The sequence below is a fragment of the Streptomyces sp. NPDC005962 genome, from assembly GCF_040629205.1.
Taxonomy (GTDB): Bacteria; Actinomycetota; Actinomycetes; order Streptomycetales; family Streptomycetaceae; genus Streptomyces.
The window spans coordinates 310907-325116 of record NZ_JBEXVE010000009.1 but is presented as its reverse complement, the minus strand read 5'-3'; the positions used below and the strand labels follow the sequence as shown (position 1 = coordinate 325116).

The window sequence follows — 14210 nt, the reverse complement described above, 5'->3', positions numbered from 1 at the left end:
GCCGGATGGTCGGCATTCGTGAACATGCTGGAGTACAAGGCGGTCAAGCACGGCCGGTACTTCGGGAAGATCGGACGCTTCGAGCCGACCTCGCAAATCTGCTCCGTATGCGGCATCAAGGACGGCCCCAAACCCCTTCACGTCCGCCAGTGGACGTGCGCAGGGTGCGGGACCGTCCATGACCGCGATGACAACGCCTCCCGGAACACCCTGGCCGCCGGACGGGCGGACAGGCTAAACGCCTCGCGGAGCGCGGGTAAGACCAGGACGAAAGTCCCGGCACAGCGCGTTGAAGCAGGAAGCCACCCAGACGGTCACCCGACCGTGGCAGGAATCCCCGGACTTCAGGCCGGGGAGCACGTCAAGCGGTGACGGAGACCGCCGAGAGGCAGGACTCCCAGTCGCCCTTGACCACGCAGACCTTCATGGAGTGCTTGGAGCCCTCGGCGAGGTCGCCGGATGCCCAGGGGCTCCAGTAGGGCGAGCCGTGACCGCGGGTCGAGGCCACGCGGCCGGTCTCGAGGCGGGCCTCGACGCCCAGACCGTCGGCGGCGCCGTCGTAGGCGATGAGGGCGTCGCCAGGGTCGGTGTTGCCGTTCCCGTCGATGTCGCCGCCCGGGTCCTGGCTCCAGATGCCTGTCCCGGCGTAGACGCCGCCGTAGTAGATGTCCACCCCGGTGTACGGGCTCTGGGCGACCTGCGGTCTGAGGACGTAGCTGAGCTTGGGCTTCCCATCGTCGGCCTGGGCAGTGGCCTGGGTGGCCGCCACGGCACCCAACGCGAGCATGCAGGCGGCGCCCGCCTTAAGCGTCTTTCGGATCACTTGTTCCCCCTTGTGCCTCGAAATACCCACTGAGTATCTGCAGCACCATGCTTAACCGGGCGGTGACAAGCAACAAGTGCGCTTTCGGCCGCCGGTGACGGAGGTATAGGCCATTCCGCTGTCGGCTGTGGATGACCTATGAGGAAGCTGTCACCAGATGTCGGGGGTCGGTATCGCCTGGCTGAAGTCCCCGGCCCGCAGCGCCTCGGTGGGGATCGACCAGTGCATCCAGCCGCCGTCCCCGCCGATGTACCACTCGCCCTGCCCGGACAGCTGGAGCAGGTGGTGGTAGCGGTTCGGGTCTTCGCCGTCCGGCAGCATCGGTGAACTGCCCGTCGGGAACGCCGGTCGGCCGAAGGCGATGTCCTCCGACTCCAGCGCGCCCGGCCGTTGCGGCCACTCGGGCAGCAGGTCGTATATGTACGTGTCGGGCATGGCCCTGGCCATGTCGTCGACGTCGGGCCCCAGGTCGAGGTCATCCCAAGCGGGGTCGTAGGCGTCGGGAAAGGCGAACCCGGGCACCGCCGCCCACGGCGTCGGATCGAAAACGCTCGACCGGGTGGGCGGGGCCGTCTCGACGGCGTGTGTGGGGCGGGCCGCGATCACCCGCCCCACCTGCGGGTCGAAGCAGTCGTACTTCAGCGACAGCTCCATGGCGGCCGGGTCGGCGGCCTCGGAGTCACTGTCGAGCGCGAAAAAATTGAGCAGCCCCGTCCCGGCCGGGAGGACACCGTCGAGCCAGGGGGCCAGGGCATCCGTGTCGAGGACGGCGATCAGGCTCAGCGGAAAGCCGTCACAGGTCGGCCACTCCGTGCCCGGTTCGAGCAACGCCCGCCCACCGAACCGGCTGTGCCCGGCGGCAGCCCGCCCCGCCCCGGCTTCGGCAAGCCCGAACCCCGGCCGCGCGAGACGGACGAAGCGGTCCGCGAGGTCCGCGCCGAGACCTTCGGCGCAGAAGTCGTGCAGGGCGGTCAGCGTGACGTTCGGTTCCATGCGGGGGATTCAAGCAGCCACGTCTGACACCGCGGTGCCGGATGTGCTGGGTGCCGCGCACGAGGCGGAACATCTCGGAAGTGGGTGCCGGTGCGGCCTGCCCGTTCGTGATCGGGCGGGCCGCACCAGTGTGCCGGGGGGTCAGTCCAGGCTGTCGAGGGGGATGTCGAGGTAGGACTCGGTGCCCTGCGGGGAGGTGATTTCGATGGTGGACACCGCTGCGGTGGCGTTGGCCTCGGTGAAGAACGGGTCGTGGGTATCGATGATCAGCTGAAGCCGGCGGCCCTTGGCCAGGACGTAGTGGGCGGGCTGGAGGGGGAAGGTCACCGTGGTGGCCTGGCCTGCCTCCCGGTCGGTGAGGGTGTAGGGAGCGTGGGTGATGATGGCGGCCTTGCCGGTGGCCGGGTTGTAGTCCATCAGGTAGGCCACGATCATGGCGTTCGCCTGCTGCGGCTTCACGGTCACCCGCAGCTCCAGGTCGCCCTGGACGCGCATGGCCTGCTCCAGCGGCGCGCTGGTCCAGATCGCCGCGAGGCCGCGGTCGATCTCGGCAGTCTTGTAGACGTGCGGCAGGCCCATGCGCTCGGCCAGGCCGGTCTGGATCAGCTTCGGAGCGACGACGGCCTGCGTGCTCTCGCCGGTGGCCTTCACCGGGCGGGTCCAGCCCGCCTGCGGCGCGCCCTCGGCCAGCTGCCCGTCGCTCTGCCCGGCGGACGCGTCGGCGAGGTGGAACCGCTTCCTGGGCAGGGCGTAGCTCGCCCAGTCGGAGTGGCGCAGATCGGAGAGGAGGTTGTGCATGTACTCCGAGCGGACGTCGAATCGCGGCTCGCGTCCGTCGCCGGCGCTGCCGCCGAGGTGGTGGTCCATCCACCGGTAGGCCATCTCGGTGGGCTTGGACAGCAGACCGGCCAGGCCCGGGAGTTCGGCGTTGCCGTGGTCGCCGACCTGGACGAGCAGCGACTTGGGCCCCGTCAGGTTGGTGAAGAAGTCGATGACGGCGGGCACCGAGAAGATCGTCTCGTGCCAGGCGGTGGTCAGCAGGATCGGCGTCGCCGCGCCGTTGTACGCGTTCAGGTAGTGCCTGGGCGACCGTACCCGGGCGAACTCCCTGACCTGGTCGTCGATGGTGTTGCCGCGGATCTTCTGGATGACCTCGCGGAACTCCTGCGAACACCGCTCTTCGTCGAAGAGCTGTACGAGCGCTTCGAAGGCCTTCAGGTGGCGGGTGCCGTTCTCGTACAGCGAGGCGAACAGGTCTCCCCAGGCGCTGGTGCCGACGACGGCCTTGATCCGCTGGTCCTGCGCGGCCGCCAGCAGGCTCGTCCCGGCGCCGTAGGAGGAACCGAAGAAACCGATCCGGTCCGGGTCGACGCCGTCCTGTCCGGTCAGCCAGTTGATGACCTCGGTGGCGTCGGCCACGTCCTGCGGTCCGGCGACGTGGATCTCGCCCGTGGATTTGGCCAGTCCGCGCTGGCTGTAGGCCAGGACGACGTAGCCGCCGAGGGCCCAGCGCGGGAACTTGCCGAGGTAGGCGCGGTGCCCGATGTTGTTCAGCGGGGCGGGCAGGACGACCGCGGGGCAGCTCTGTCCGGGGGCGAGGTCGCGCGGGACGCTCAGCGACGCGTCGAGGACCGTCCCGTCCGCCATGGTGAGCGAGACCTCCGCGTACCGGGCGGTCTCCGTGTACGTCTCGTAGCTGTCGGCCAGACCCCACTGGTCCAGGCGGCCGATCCGGCGCGGCGACGGGTCCAACAGCGCCTCGCGGACCGCGTCCAGCCTGGCGAGGTCATCGGCGCCGAGCGCGAACGGGGTCTCCGGGGTTCCGTCAACAGACATGGCTGTACCCGCCTTTCGTGGCAGAGAGGGTCGGACACATGCTCACCCCGCCAAGATCGCCCCGGGGAGACGTTCCGCATCGACCACCCGAATGGATGGTCGGCGCCACTCAAACCTCCAGGCAGTCAACAGGCCGGAGCTTGACCGAGAACGGCTGGGCACAGCCGAAGCCCCGGCCAGGAGCCTCACGTACGCGAGGACGGCGTCTGCCACGCCGCCCTGATCGACGACTGCGATATGCGGCTGACCGAGTTCGACGGCGGTACGTACCGCGGCCTCGACCTTCGGGGCAACGACCTCTCCCGGCTCCGCGGCCTCGCCTTCCTCAAGCGGATCGTCATCGACCAGGCGCAGACGCTACAGCTGGCCGAGGCCCTCGCCGCCGAGCTGGACATCGCCTTCGGCGAAGACCTCGACGACAAGTAGCCCCGGCAGCAGCACTGTCGCGTGGTGGGGAGAGACCGAGTTCGGGCTATCGCTCGGCCGGGGAGCCGGGCAGGTCGAGTTCGGCCCAGATCTCCTTGCCGACCGTGCGCTCCCGTACGCCCCAGCGCGGGGCGAGCGCGCGGACGATGAGCAGGCCGCGGCCGTGCGTGGCCTCGGGGGACGGCTGACGGGGGTGGGGGAGCCGTTCGCCCTTGGGGTCGGCGACGGCGATGCGCAGCGTGGTTTTCGTCAGGGTGAGGCAGACGCGGAACAGCCGCCCGGGGACATGGCCGTGGCGCAGGGCGTTGCCCGCCAGCTCGGAGACGATGAGCGCGGCGTCGTCGGCCAGGGCGGGGTGGCCCCACTCGGCGACCATCCGGGCGGCGTGCCGCCGGGCGCGGGTCACGCTTATCGGTGTCGGGACGTAGTCGACGCGGTCCTCGTGGATGACGGGGTCTTGGGGTGCGATCGACATCGCGTACCTCCGTGCGGGCAGGGCGGAGCGCATCCGCCAACTGGCGTCCCTGTGCAAGCGGTTCATCACGGACCGTAGCCCTGGCTGCGAGATCAGCACAAGTTCCTCTTGGAGGAATTCCCCCGATCTGGTTTGCGGTGGCGGTTGGCGGCGGCCAGACTGTGCGCGTGACGACGAGTCAGCCCATGCAGGGGAACAGCACCTCGACCGTTCTGGGACGCAGGCTGGGTGGGGAGCTGATGCAGCTCCGCGCGGTGGCGGGCCTGACGCAGACACACGCCGCCAAGGCCCTGACCGGGTCCACGACCAAGGTCGCGAAGATGGAGGGCGGCTGGGTACCGATGCGGGACCCGGACATCCGCGCGTTGTGCGAGTTGTACGGCGTGAGCGATCCGGCCGCCGTGGGCGGGCTGCTGGAGCTGGCCCGCGTCGACCGCGAGCGTCGCAAGGCCAAGGGCTGGTGGAATGACGTCCCGCTCACCAAGACCATGAGGGAGTACGTACCGCTTGAGAGCGCGGCCACGGCTGTCAAAGCATGGCAGGTGTCGTTCATTCCCGGGCTGCTTCAGACCGCCGACTACGTGCGGTCGGCGCGTCGCGCGTCGGCTCCAGGCGATAGCCCCGATCAGATCGAGACGTTCGTCGCCTCCCGGGTCGCCCGTCAGCAGCGGCTCACCGAGGGCAATCCGCTCTCCCTCTGGGCCGTCATTGCGGAGGCGGCGCTGCGTATCCCCACGTCAGAGCCTCAGATGCTGCGGGAGCAGTTGGCGAGCCTGCTCGATTGGAGCGAGTGCCCCAACGTCACGATTCAGGTGCTCCCCTTCGGCGCGGGGATGATGCCAGCGCTCGCCGGTTCGTTCAACGTTCTCTCGTTCGCCGAGCCGGGTGCCATGGACGTGGCGTACCAGGAATTGCCGTTCTCCACGACGTGGGTCGAGGGTGGCGAAGGCGCTGCCCAGCACGTAAGACTGTTCGAGGAGACTGCGCGGGACGCGCTGCCCGAGGCCGAGTCCCGAGCTTTCATCGGGACACTCAGCAAAGGACTTTGAGCTGTGACAACGTTCGTCTTCCGTAAGTCGAGCTACAGCAACGGGCAGGAAGAGTGCGTCGAAGTAGCCACCAACGTGCCCGACACCGTGGCGATACGCGACTCCAAGCACCCCGGTGGGCCGATACTCCACCTGGCCCCCGCCGCTTGGGCGGACTTCCGGGACGCCCTCGTCGGCGGACGGATCGCGGCGGCACCTCGGCCGTGAGCGAATGGTCGGGCGGCACCGCCGTGCCGCCCGACCATCACCGGATCACGATCACGCCGTGGCGCGGAACGGCCCGGTGACCTCATACGTGATGCCGCCCGAGGAGCTGCCCGTCGTGCCGCGCTGGCTGGAGAAGTACAGCCGCTTGCCGTCGGGGGAGAAGGCCGGGCCGGTGATCTCCGAGCCCGACTGGCCGGAGACGCGCAGGAACGGCGCGACGATGTCGTCCGGGGTGATGACGCAGATCTCCATGTTGCCGCCGTCCTCGGCGACGAACAGGTCGCCGGAGGAGGTGCCGGTGACGTTGTCCACGCCGGTCAGCGGTGCGGGGCCGGGGTTGACCAGGCTGTCGTCGTAGGCGAGTTCGTACGTGCTGTTGGCCAGGTTGAGCTGCCAGACGCGGTTGTCGCCCTTGGTGGTGAACCAGACGGTGTCGTTGGCGCAGTGGCAGCCCTCGCCGCCGTTGAAGATCTTGGCGGTCGAGACCTGGTCGCGGGTGGCCGTGGGCGAGCCGTCGGGGTCGGGCACGTTGGCCCAGCTGAACGACCCGGAGGTGGCGGCGCCGGCGACCAGCACCTGCAGCGTGCCGGAGGACAGGTTGCCCCAGGTGGCCGGGGTGAACCGGTAGAAGCAGCCGTCCGTCTCGTCCTCGGTCAGGTAGATCACCTTGCGCACCGGGTCGGCGGCGGCCGCCTCGTGCTTGAACCTGCCCATGGCGTCGCGGCGGACGGCGGCGTTCACACCCCACGGGTCGGTCTCGTAGACGTAGCCGAGGGACACCTCCTCGCAGGACAGCCAGGTGTTCCACGGGGTGGCGCCGCCCGCGCAGTTCTGCCGGGTGTTGGACAGGACGCGGTGGGCACCGGTGATGGTGCCCGAGGAGTTGAACTTGACGGCGCCCGCGCCGCCACCGGGATTGATCTCCGAGTTGGAGACGTAGATCCAGCCCGAGCCGTCGGCGAAGCAGGCGCCGCCGTCGGGGGCGCTGTGCCAGGTGTACGAGCTGCCCGGCACCGTCTGGCCGGACCGGGCGATCACCCGGCTGGTGAAGCCGCTGGGCAGCGCGATGCCGTTGGCGTCGGCAGTGAGCAGAGCACCGTACGGGCCGGGGCCCGTCTGGGCCGGGGCCGCGTAGGCGGCGCCGCGCATGAGGGTGCCGCCAAAGGCGGCGGCAGAGGCTCCGATGACTGATCCGCGCAGAAAGATGCGACGTTCCACAGCTACTCCTTCATCAAACAAGGTCGATGGATGGCTTGTTGAGCGCTGCCGACTGGTCACGGGGAAGAACTTATGGCCGCCGCACCTGGCCCATAAGGCCCTTCTGGGCGAACTCTTCACGGCCAACCGGTGAGTCATATCGCGCAGCGTCCGACCCGACCGCCGGCTACCTGGTGGAGGAGGACGGAACGCCCGTCTTCCCGGACCGACCGCCTGGCCTGAACCGCGCAATCCGATGGCGCGACGCCGCTCGGGCGTCAAGAATCGCCGGATGCGGGAAGTGAAGCTGTCCGACGGGGTCGTCACGCTGTCCCCGCTGCGCCCGGACGACGCGGAGGCGCACCTCGCGGGGGAGGACGAGGCGCTGGTGCGCTGGCTCAGCGGCGGTCCCAGCACACCTCAGGTCGTCGAAACCTACTTCCGGCACTGCCGGGAACAGTGGGACACCGCCGGACCGCTCCGCGCCTTCGGCATCCGAGCAGACGCAGGCGCGGGCGCAGGCGCAGGCGAGGCACTCGCGGGGACGATCGACCTGCGGTTCACGGTCGAGGGCTTGGCTCCCGGCCAGGTGAACGTCGCCTACGGCCTTTACCCGTCCTGGCGGGGACGCGGCCTGGCCACCCGCGCGGTCCTCCTGGCCTCCCGGTACGCGGCATATGAGGGAGGGAAGGAGGCGGTGATCCGGGTGGAGCCGGAGAACACCGCATCCGCCGCGGTCGCCCGGCGGGCGGGGTTCACCCCCGGTGGGCACAAGCGCGACGGGGACGGGACACGGCACGACTGGTACGTACGGGACCTGCGCGTCCAACCTGCGGAGGGAGCCCACTGGCTCCGGCGTCACACCGGCCGGTGGGCCCGCTTCGCGCGGGTGACGGTCCGGGTCGTACCGGCGGCGGGGGAGACGACCGTCGAGATCGGGGACGATCCGTACGGCTGGCTTCGGGCGGCGTACGGGCCGGACGCCCGGCCGTACGTCAACGACGGCGGCCTTCGGCGGGAGGCGGTCGACGGGGTCCGGTACGCCCTGGAACGGCTCGCCGGCCCGGTGCCGCGGGTGCGGGTGGTCGTCACCGAGATCCGGGACTACCTCGTGGACACCGGGCCCGGCGACGTGAAGTACGCGGCGGCCTACGCGCTCTGGGACGCCCTGGGCGTCGAGCCTCCCGTACGCCCCTACCTGGCCGAGGCGGACGGGACGCCCGTCTTCCCGGAGTAGGCCCGCGCGAGAGGCGTCACGAGCAGTCCGAGTGGTGGGCGTAGGGCCTGTCGGGGCATCGGCGGCAGTCGAAGAGGTAGATGCCGCCCATGTCACCGAGCATGAGCCCCGGCGCGCGCTGGATCAGTGTGCGTTCCTCGTAGGGCAGGTCCCGAATGGTGCCCGTGACGGGCGTGTCCTCGACGGGGAGCCAGGTGCGCCAGCTCGCGCCGTCGAACTCGCCGCTGTTGATGGTCAGCAGGTGGTCCATGCGGTGGCCGCAGCCGGGACAGTCGGGCCAGACCGGCTCCTGCGTCCACGTCGGGTATCCGCCGACCTTGATGCCTTCGGACACGGAGAGGTGGGACTGGTACGACCAGCCCGTCTCCTCCTCCAGCTCCTCGAACCGTTCCCGCAGACCGTCGAACAGGTCCTCGGGAAGATCCCAGCTCGGATAGTCGGTGACCCGTTCCGGGTGCAGCACGCACGGGTTCGGGAGGTAGTGGCCCGAGGCGCCGACCGGGCGGGGCGGCTCGGTCGGGGGGACGTCACAGGTGGCGGCGGCCCGCCAGAAGAGTTCGGGCCGGGGGACGTAACCGGCGTCGTGATCGAAGGGGCACCACAGCACGTGGAGGAGGTCCGTGTCGGGTGGGAACGGCAACTCGGGGAGGTCGGCGGCGAAGAGCTGGAGGACCGGCACCAGGGGGATCGCGTCCGTGGTCGGCGGGGAGAGCGCGGTCCGCGGGTGGTCGTCGTCGCAGTGGGGCCACGGCTCCGAACGCGGCCACAGCAGGGGGCCTCCGAGCGAGCTGTCCCGCGCCCCCGGAGCGCCGATCCGGGGGTGCAACCGGACGGCGTCCCTGCGGAGGTCGGCCACCTCCGGGAACAGCGCCTCTACGTCGAGAGGCCGTGGCGGAGTCGTACGGGCCAACGGGTGGGCTCCTCACCGGGCGGGCGACGACCGTTTGCCGTCGCGGTTCCCCGCACAGTAGCCGTGCGGGTGACGGCTCCTCGGGGAGGGGCGTATCGGCACCGCCGAGGGCGTGAGGGTCCTCGCGATCGCCGGTGGCGGCGGCGATCGCGAGGCTCGGTCACGCGACCAGGCGCAGCCACGCCGCCGCGAGGGCGGCGTGACCGGCGGGGGTCGGGTGTACGCCGTCCGCGGCCCAGTGCTCCGGCCCGGCCGTCGCGGCGAGTTCGGCGAACATGCCGTCGGCGGCGAGCAGATGCGCACCGTATCTGCGGGCGAGCCCGCGCACCACCTGGATCTTCGGGTCCAGGTCGGTGCGCCATTCCGTTCGCTCTTTCTCGCCGATGAGCGCGGTACCGGCACCGGCCTCGATGACGCCCTGGATCGGCAGGAGGAACGGCTCGATGAGGATCAGCTCCGTGCCCGCCTCGGCGAGGGGCGCGAGCAGGCGGTCATAGCCCGCTTCGAACTCCTCGGCGGGGATCACGTAGCCCTTCGGGTCCACGGTGTGCCAGCCCATGTCGTTGACCCCGACGAGGATCGACACCACGTCCGGGCGCGCGTCGAGTACGTCCGTCTGCCAACGGGCTTCGAGGTCCCGCACCTTGTTGCCCGCGATCCCGGTGTTCAGCCAGGTCACGGGGTGGCCCGGGTGCCGGAGCCCCCACTCGCCCGCGATGCGCAGCGGGTAGCCGAACCCGAGACCGTCTTCGCTCTCCAGCCGTTGGCAGTCGGTGATCGAATCGCCGGTGAACATCACGGTGCTTCCCGGCCGGACAGTGATCGTCATATGCGCTCCTTCGAACTCGGGTGAGAACGAGGAAAGCGCGACCACACCGACAGCGGACCGACAGTCCCCGATATGCCGCCGACACCACGGGTCACCACCACGTGGTGCAGGCGACCTCCGAATAGTTGCTGGCCTTGCCGCAGGCGCGCATGAGGTTGCCCTGGTTGTTGAACGCGTCGGTGTGGTTGCTGCCGCCGGTGCTGATCTTGGTGACGCCGAGCTGCTTCCAGGTCCGGCCGCGGTCGAGGCTGCGGTCCACCCACACCAGGTCGCCCGGGGAGCCGAAGATCCTGCCCCAGGCGCAGGTGCCGTTGTAGCGCAGCTCGATGCCGCGGGAGTGGGTCGAGGCGGACGCGACCGTCCGGGCGTTGTTGGTGTTGCAGCCCTCGGCGGCCTGAGCCGGAGCCGGGGTCACCGCGGTGAGCATGGCTCCGGTGAGCCCGGCTGCGGCGAGGGCTCCGAGTACGGCGTTGCGAGTACGCATGTCTGACGTCCTTCCGGTTGTGTGGATCGCTCATCCAGCGACAATCCGGGGTATACCGCGAGCCCGCCGGGACCGGTCCCGGAACCGCCTCGGGGTGACCTTGGCCGACCGGCTCAAGCGGCCGGAAACACCTACTTGACGACCTGAACCGCTGGCGCGATGGTCGTGCAATCGAGCGCAATCACATCGACAACGGGATCTGGCATGAGGCTGCGGTTCCTCGGGATCATCCCGAATACTCCTGTGGATGACTCGCCGACCATCTGGTTGGACGAAGACACTGGCGACCTGTTGATCCAGTCGTACAGAGCGACGGAGGCCGAGGTGAAGGCGTGCCAGAAGATCGGTTCCATCCCCGGTCACTCCACCGACGTCCCGGATCACGAAACGATCGTCCGGCTTCCGGCCGTGATGCTGAAGTACGTTCCGCGACCGGAAGGCAGCAACAGTGAAGTACCCCGTCCGTGAGGGACTGGCGCAGGCGCGGCACTCCGCCGTGCATCTGGAGATGAGGGACCGATACACCCCGAACGACCCCGAGTTCGCGCGCTGGCGAGCGGGACACCGCTATGCCGACGACCCTGCCAAGCTGCCTGACTGGTGGGGCTCGTGGCGGGACCTTGTGGGCGAGCTGACGGCCCGTGGAGTCGTGATGCGGCGGGCCCGTATCGTCTCCGAACCTGTCACGGACTACATCCAGTACGAGCACGACATGACGTTCGCCAATGTGGCGGCGGGTGAGCTGGTCCGCTGGCTGCCTCGCCGCCGGGCGGCGGACATCGCGCTTCCGGGAACCGATCTGTGGATGTTCGACAGATCGGCTGTTCTGTTCACGTTCTTCTCCGGCGACGGGGACGTGGTGGACCGGGAATGGAGCTCAGATCCTGCTGTGCTGGATCTCGTGAGCACGGCCTTTGAGACGGTGTGGGAACGGGCCACGCCGCACGAGGATTACAAGCTGACCTGAACAATGCCCGTTTCAGGATCATCGAGTGTTCAACAAGCCCGGCGTCTGCTTGCCGACCGCCTGAGAGAACTGGTCAAGGACGCCGGGCTGGATGGCAAGGACGTAGCCGCTCTATGCGGCTGGCACCCGTCCAAGGTGTCCCGTATTTCGACAGCGAAGACGCAGCCGAGCGCCGATGACATTCGCGCGTGGTGCGATGCCTGTGGCGCCAACGACCAAGCCGAAGACCTCGTGGCCTCGCTGCGCGCTGTCGAAGGCATGTGGGTGGAATGGCACCGAATGGAGCGCTCGGGGCTTCGACGTGCACAGCAAGCTGTGCTGCCTCTCTTTGAGCGCACACATTGGTTCCGTGCGTACTCCTCGTGGTTTGTGCCGGGCCTGCTCCAGACGCACGGATACACCGAGGACGTGTTGCGCGCGGTTCAGCGGCGGCGAGTCTCCGTGGATGACGTAGCCGATGCGGTGGCGGTACGGATGGAGCGGCAACGCGTCCTCCATGAGGCACCGCGCAGATTCGCGTTCCTGGTCGAAGAGTCCGTGTTGAGTAACGGGCTGGGAGATGCTGACACGCAGGCTGAACAGCTTGAGCGGCTGGTGGCGGTGAGCACCCTGCCCAATGTCAGCGTCGGTGTTGTGCCCACCCGTCTTGGTCGAACACGCATGCCTGTTGAGGGATTCTGGATCTTCGATGCGCGACAGGTGAACGTCGAGCTTGTCTCGGGACACCTCACGTTGACGCAGCCCAGCGAAGTGGGCGCGTACGCCGACGCCTTCGCCATGCTTGCTGATATGGCGGTCTACGGCCCGCAGGCGCGAGCCTTGATCTGCAAGGCGCGGTACTCGCTCGGCTAACTGGTGCGCAATCACGTGCAATCGGCTGTGCGATGAGGTGTTGCCGTTCCTAGCGTTGGTCACACGGGAGACGTGAAGGGGTTGGCAGCACCGCGCTGCCCGTGCTGGGCGTGACCCGCTCACCACAACTTGGGTTGAATCAGCTACCGCAGGCGCCCCCGCGCTTGCCCAATCGAAAGGGTGCGCATGAAGCGAATCGTTGCCCGAGCGTGGAAGCTCATTCGCGGCCCCCTGCAATGGCGCATCCTGTGGCTCGCACACGCCAAATTCATGGTGGGTGTGACGGGCGTGGTGCGAAACGAACACGGGCAAGTCCTTTTGCTCAAGCACCGCATGTGGCCTGCGGGCCGGCCATGGGGGCTTCCGACCGGCTACGCAATCAAGAATGAGGAATTCCCGAAGACCATCGTTCGAGAGGTTCGGGAAGAAACCGGCCTTGAAGTGGTGCCGGGGCGACTGGTTCAGGTGGTCAGCGGCTACAAGCTCCGCGTGGAAATCGCGTACGAAGCTCTTCACGTGGGTGGAAATCTCAAGCTCGACGGCTTCGAGATTCTGGAGGCGAGATGGTTCAGCCCGGATGCGCTCCCGGAGGGGATGCAGGAGTCTCACGTTCAACTCATCAAGTCGGACACCCTGACCTAACGGAACTCGCCCCGAACGAGTCCGTCACCGGCGTCGAGGCAATGGCGGCACTGGCAGCCATGCGCGCCGACCCGTCATCGCTCACGGGAAGGCATCCCGCCCACGTGTTCCGGCCCCTCTCGGAAATGCTCAGCGAGTGGGAAGCGGACGGGATCGACACTGCGCCTTTCCACGCGGGCGTCGAAACCGCCGCTCACCGGTACGCCGGGTGCGGGCTAGCGCAGTTGCTGCCGTTTGAGCGCGTGCTGGTGGGCTGCGAGTCCTCGCGTACCGGTGCCTTCGGCGGATTCCACCACCCGGACCAGGGGTATCGGCACCTTCACATGGTGGCCGTCATCACCATGTACGGGCCCATGGGGCACCGGAATCCCGAGTGCCCCGCGTTGGCCCTTCTTGATCTGCTGCGCGCGTACGCGCATGACTGCCTTCACTACGGGGCGCGTCGCCGGTACGTGGAAGTGGCAGGCGTGCCCGTCCGCACTCAGTACGGAATCAACTACCGCCGCACGAGCGGACAGTCCTACTCGGCTGCCGACCAGCGCGGAAGCCACCACACGCGGAACCTCGGAATCGTCATGGAAGGCGCATGCGACAAAGAGGCGCGCGCTATCACACGGCAGGCGGCAGAACGCTTCGGCCTGACGGAACCTTCCGACGTTCTCGGCGCACTCGCGTTCAGGGACATGACGGGAACGCTGACGGAGGAGGACGCCGACTGCGCGGCGAGGGTGTCGGGAAGCGATGAGCGGACGCGATACGCGGCGGCCCTCACCGGTTTCGAGAAGGGCGTCAATCGCCGGTACGCGCGCTTCCTCGAGGGGTTCGCGCCCGGAGAGGAAGGCGACTGCCACGCGCGGCTCCTCGGAGCCATTATCAGTGGTGACCTGACGGCGCTGGGGGCATGGCTGGACGAACGGCACGGCCCCGGAACCTTCGCAGGTCTGTTCCGCACGCCGAGGTACTTCGAACCCGGCTTGACCGCCTAGATGGCCCCGCGGCGGCCCCGTCCGTGCGCTGCCCCTCCCGGGCGCATGGGCGCTCTCCCCGCTCGTCCCGCCAGCCCGGACGCCACAGCGCATCGGGCCCACTCCCGTCCCCAAGCCCCCGACGGGCCGATGCTCCACCTGGCCCCGCCGCCTAGGCGGACTTCCGGGCCGTACGTGGAACGGCGTCATCAAGTCGACGGGGAGGCGTGTCGTCGACGTGGCTCCCTCGGCGGGAGTCTGCGAAGCGAGCCGGTTGGCGGCTTGGACCCACCCGCTCCTTGCGTCGGCTTGGCCTCA

General features: G+C 68.9%; 18 protein-coding genes. 10 read left to right on the top strand and 8 right to left on the bottom strand.

Annotation, left to right across the window (positions count from 1 at the left end; genetic code table 11):
- On the top strand, positions 1 to 372 hold a 372-nt coding region (locus tag ABZ370_RS18215), incomplete at its 5' end, for a zinc ribbon domain-containing protein (protein ID WP_358621573.1).
- Here ABZ370_RS18215 and ABZ370_RS18210 read toward each other — a convergent pair.
- The 3 genes from ABZ370_RS18210 to ABZ370_RS18200 form a co-directional block, all read right to left on the bottom strand.
- Positions 362 to 823: a hypothetical protein gene (locus ABZ370_RS18210; protein ID WP_358621571.1), complete on the bottom strand. Its 462-nt coding sequence runs from the start codon at positions 821 to 823 to the stop codon at positions 362 to 364. The two genes, ABZ370_RS18215 and ABZ370_RS18210, sit on opposite strands and share 11 nt — an antisense overlap.
- A gap of 150 nt (positions 824 to 973) precedes the next feature.
- On the bottom strand, positions 974 to 1816 hold the full coding sequence (locus tag ABZ370_RS18205) for a DUF1963 domain-containing protein (protein ID WP_358621568.1): 843 nt from the start codon (positions 1814 to 1816) through the stop codon (positions 974 to 976).
- Positions 1817 to 1957: 141 nt separating this feature from the next.
- Positions 1958 to 3652, bottom strand: a complete 1695-nt coding sequence (locus ABZ370_RS18200; RefSeq protein WP_358621566.1) for an alpha/beta fold hydrolase — start codon at positions 3650 to 3652, stop codon at positions 1958 to 1960.
- Positions 3653 to 3889: 237 nt separating this feature from the next.
- Between ABZ370_RS18200 and ABZ370_RS18195 the strand changes: the two genes are divergently transcribed.
- On the top strand, positions 3890 to 4078 hold the full coding sequence (locus ABZ370_RS18195) for a hypothetical protein (protein WP_358621564.1): 189 nt from the start codon (positions 3890 to 3892) through the stop codon (positions 4076 to 4078).
- 46 nt (positions 4079 to 4124) lie between these two features.
- On the opposite strand, the gene ABZ370_RS18190 is transcribed toward ABZ370_RS18195, so the two are convergent.
- Entirely contained in the window at positions 4125 to 4553 is a 429-nt protein-coding gene (locus ABZ370_RS18190; protein WP_358621562.1) for an ATP-binding protein, read from the bottom strand.
- A gap of 167 nt (positions 4554 to 4720) precedes the next feature.
- Between ABZ370_RS18190 and ABZ370_RS18185 the strand changes: the two genes are divergently transcribed.
- Positions 4721 to 5602 carry a helix-turn-helix transcriptional regulator gene (locus ABZ370_RS18185; RefSeq protein WP_358621560.1) on the top strand — a complete coding sequence of 294 codons (882 nt, stop codon included), beginning with the start codon at positions 4721 to 4723 and terminating at the stop codon, positions 5600 to 5602.
- A gap of 3 nt (positions 5603 to 5605) precedes the next feature.
- Entirely contained in the window at positions 5606 to 5809 is a 204-nt protein-coding gene (locus tag ABZ370_RS18180) for a DUF397 domain-containing protein (RefSeq protein WP_358621558.1), read from the top strand.
- Between the two features lie 51 nt (positions 5810 to 5860).
- Here ABZ370_RS18180 and ABZ370_RS18175 read toward each other — a convergent pair whose 3' ends face one another.
- Positions 5861 to 7027: an alkaline phosphatase PhoX gene (locus ABZ370_RS18175; RefSeq protein ID WP_358621555.1), complete on the bottom strand. Its 1167-nt coding sequence runs from the start codon at positions 7025 to 7027 to the stop codon at positions 5861 to 5863.
- A 271-nt stretch (positions 7028 to 7298) separates the two neighbouring features.
- Between ABZ370_RS18175 and ABZ370_RS18170 the strand changes: the two genes are divergently transcribed.
- Positions 7299 to 8243 (top strand): GNAT family N-acetyltransferase, encoded by a 945-nt coding sequence (locus ABZ370_RS18170; protein ID WP_358621553.1) that lies wholly within the window; start codon positions 7299 to 7301, stop codon positions 8241 to 8243.
- Between the two features lie 16 nt (positions 8244 to 8259).
- Here ABZ370_RS18170 and ABZ370_RS18165 read toward each other — a convergent pair whose 3' ends face one another.
- The 3 genes from ABZ370_RS18165 to ABZ370_RS18155 form a co-directional block, all read right to left on the bottom strand.
- On the bottom strand, positions 8260 to 9153 hold the full coding sequence (locus tag ABZ370_RS18165) for a DUF1963 domain-containing protein (protein WP_358621550.1): 894 nt from the start codon (positions 9151 to 9153) through the stop codon (positions 8260 to 8262).
- A gap of 160 nt (positions 9154 to 9313) precedes the next feature.
- A complete protein-coding gene (locus ABZ370_RS18160; RefSeq protein ID WP_358621548.1) occupies positions 9314 to 9982 on the bottom strand; it encodes an SGNH/GDSL hydrolase family protein in 669 nt (222 codons plus the stop codon).
- A gap of 91 nt (positions 9983 to 10073) precedes the next feature.
- The gene (locus ABZ370_RS18155) at positions 10074 to 10466 is read right to left on the bottom strand and encodes a glycosyl hydrolase (RefSeq protein WP_358621545.1); all 393 of its coding nucleotides are present in this window, start codon (positions 10464 to 10466) and stop codon (positions 10074 to 10076) included.
- Between the two features lie 204 nt (positions 10467 to 10670).
- On the opposite strand from ABZ370_RS18155, the gene ABZ370_RS18150 reads away from it, so the two are divergent.
- From ABZ370_RS18150 to ABZ370_RS18130, 5 genes are all read left to right on the top strand, one after another.
- A complete protein-coding gene (locus ABZ370_RS18150; protein WP_358621543.1) occupies positions 10671 to 10934 on the top strand; it encodes a hypothetical protein in 264 nt (87 codons plus the stop codon).
- A complete protein-coding gene (locus ABZ370_RS18145) occupies positions 10915 to 11433 on the top strand; it encodes a DUF6879 family protein (RefSeq protein ID WP_358621541.1) in 519 nt (172 codons plus the stop codon). Before ABZ370_RS18150 ends, ABZ370_RS18145 begins: the two co-directional genes overlap by 20 nt.
- A gap of 3 nt (positions 11434 to 11436) precedes the next feature.
- Positions 11437 to 12285: a helix-turn-helix transcriptional regulator gene (locus ABZ370_RS18140; RefSeq protein WP_358621538.1), complete on the top strand. Its 849-nt coding sequence runs from the start codon at positions 11437 to 11439 to the stop codon at positions 12283 to 12285.
- 186 nt (positions 12286 to 12471) lie between these two features.
- Positions 12472 to 12927, top strand: coding sequence for an NUDIX domain-containing protein (locus ABZ370_RS18135; protein WP_358621536.1), 456 nt, complete (start codon positions 12472 to 12474; stop codon positions 12925 to 12927).
- A 41-nt stretch (positions 12928 to 12968) separates the two neighbouring features.
- Positions 12969 to 13913 carry a hypothetical protein gene (locus tag ABZ370_RS18130; RefSeq protein ID WP_358621534.1) on the top strand — a complete coding sequence of 315 codons (945 nt, stop codon included), beginning with the start codon at positions 12969 to 12971 and terminating at the stop codon, positions 13911 to 13913.
- Positions 13914 to 14210 lie beyond the last annotated feature (297 nt).

Coding starts and splice junctions, on each gene's coding strand:
- ABZ370_RS18205 (WP_358621568.1), bottom strand. CDS start 1,816: ATGGAACCGAACGTCACGCTGACCGCCCTGCACGACTTCTGCGCCGAA.
- ABZ370_RS18200 (WP_358621566.1), bottom strand. CDS start 3,652: ATGTCTGTTGACGGAACCCCGGAGACCCCGTTCGCGCTCGGCGCCGAT.
- ABZ370_RS18195 (WP_358621564.1), top strand. CDS start 3,890: ATGCGGCTGACCGAGTTCGACGGCGGTACGTACCGCGGCCTCGACCTT.
- ABZ370_RS18190 (WP_358621562.1), bottom strand. CDS start 4,553: ATGTCGATCGCACCCCAAGACCCCGTCATCCACGAGGACCGCGTCGAC.
- ABZ370_RS18170 (WP_358621553.1), top strand. CDS start 7,299: ATGCGGGAAGTGAAGCTGTCCGACGGGGTCGTCACGCTGTCCCCGCTG.
- ABZ370_RS18160 (WP_358621548.1), bottom strand. CDS start 9,982: ATGACGATCACTGTCCGGCCGGGAAGCACCGTGATGTTCACCGGCGAT.
- ABZ370_RS18155 (WP_358621545.1), bottom strand. CDS start 10,466: ATGCGTACTCGCAACGCCGTACTCGGAGCCCTCGCCGCAGCCGGGCTC.
- ABZ370_RS18150 (WP_358621543.1), top strand. CDS start 10,671: ATGAGGCTGCGGTTCCTCGGGATCATCCCGAATACTCCTGTGGATGAC.
- ABZ370_RS18140 (WP_358621538.1), top strand. CDS start 11,437: ATGCCCGTTTCAGGATCATCGAGTGTTCAACAAGCCCGGCGTCTGCTT.
- ABZ370_RS18135 (WP_358621536.1), top strand. CDS start 12,472: ATGAAGCGAATCGTTGCCCGAGCGTGGAAGCTCATTCGCGGCCCCCTG.
- ABZ370_RS18130 (WP_358621534.1), top strand. CDS start 12,969: ATGGCGGCACTGGCAGCCATGCGCGCCGACCCGTCATCGCTCACGGGA.